The sequence below is a fragment of the Bacillus sp. AFS037270 genome, from assembly GCF_002585305.1.
In genome coordinates this window covers 1-1,001 of sequence record NZ_NUNF01000110.1, presented here as the reverse complement: position 1 = coordinate 1,001, position 1,001 = coordinate 1, and the positions used below count along the sequence as shown (strand labels likewise).

Sequence of the window (1,001 nt, the reverse complement as noted above, 5' to 3'; positions counted from 1 at the left end):
ATTATTCGGGTTATAGTTCACGGTAGGGGGTGTCTTTTTATGTACTTTTTTTGAGGTAAAGCAAATTACAAACATTCTTATTTTCAAACTAAACCTTCAATTGAGCTATTTCTTCACAATCCTCATTTACCTTACCATTAATATCCATTCATCTTGCTAACCGTTACTCATCAATCCGGACCGATTGCTGAACACAAGTTAAACACCGCTTTTCAACTATCCTGCCCGTTAGCGGAACAAGAATAGAGTCTCCACAGCGACTCTTTATTAAACTCTCGCACCTTTTAGCTGAACAAGCCATCAATCCTATTTTGCTCCTTTTCTAACAAATGACTGTACTTTTCAAACTTTAAATCATCGTTTAAATGTTCTGCAAAATATCTTGCCTTGTAGAATTTATTAAATGAATCGTGCTCACTTTCAATTTTTTTAAACGCAGTCTTCAAGTCAGTATTTTTCAGAAACCACAATAAACCATCACTTAGAAAAGATTGTTTAATATCGTTTATAACTTCCTGGATATTGGAGCCATCAGGTTCTATCCACCAAATATCATTTCGCTTTTTTTCAGCAGGATTATGAAATGAATCGGTATAAATAGATTGGTCAAGGCTACAGGATAGCTGTTTTTGGAGTTGGCATTGAAGGGGTTTAGGTACTAATTCATTTTTAGTACCGATTTTTATTTCGCTGTCTTTCGGTGGTACAAAGTCATAGTAAATCCCTAAATCCACGTAAACAGACATAGGAGACCAACCTGTTACATCTGAAAAATACTTTCCAACGGCAGTAATATCAAATACCCAAATGCAATGGTTGTGCCATCCCCAGTTATGTCTTGTATTTACTTTATCAAATCCATTTTCTTTTAATGCTGGTGATAATATTTTTCTAATTACTTTATTTATTTCAGGGGAACCAATCATTTTTTATCCATCCCTTAACCCGTAATTACCACTATTATAAATCGCTTTCTTATTAAACTAAACTCCCTCAATAAA

At 34.2% G+C, this 1,001-nt stretch carries 1 protein-coding gene; it reads right to left on the bottom strand.

Annotated features, from left to right (window positions below; translation table 11 throughout):
* Positions 1–284: 284 nt before the first annotated feature.
* The gene (locus tag COD92_RS30650) at positions 285–926 is read right to left on the bottom strand and encodes a DUF4304 domain-containing protein (RefSeq protein WP_098532499.1); all 642 of its coding nucleotides are present in this window, start codon (positions 924–926) and stop codon (positions 285–287) included.
* Positions 927–1,001 lie beyond the last annotated feature (75 nt).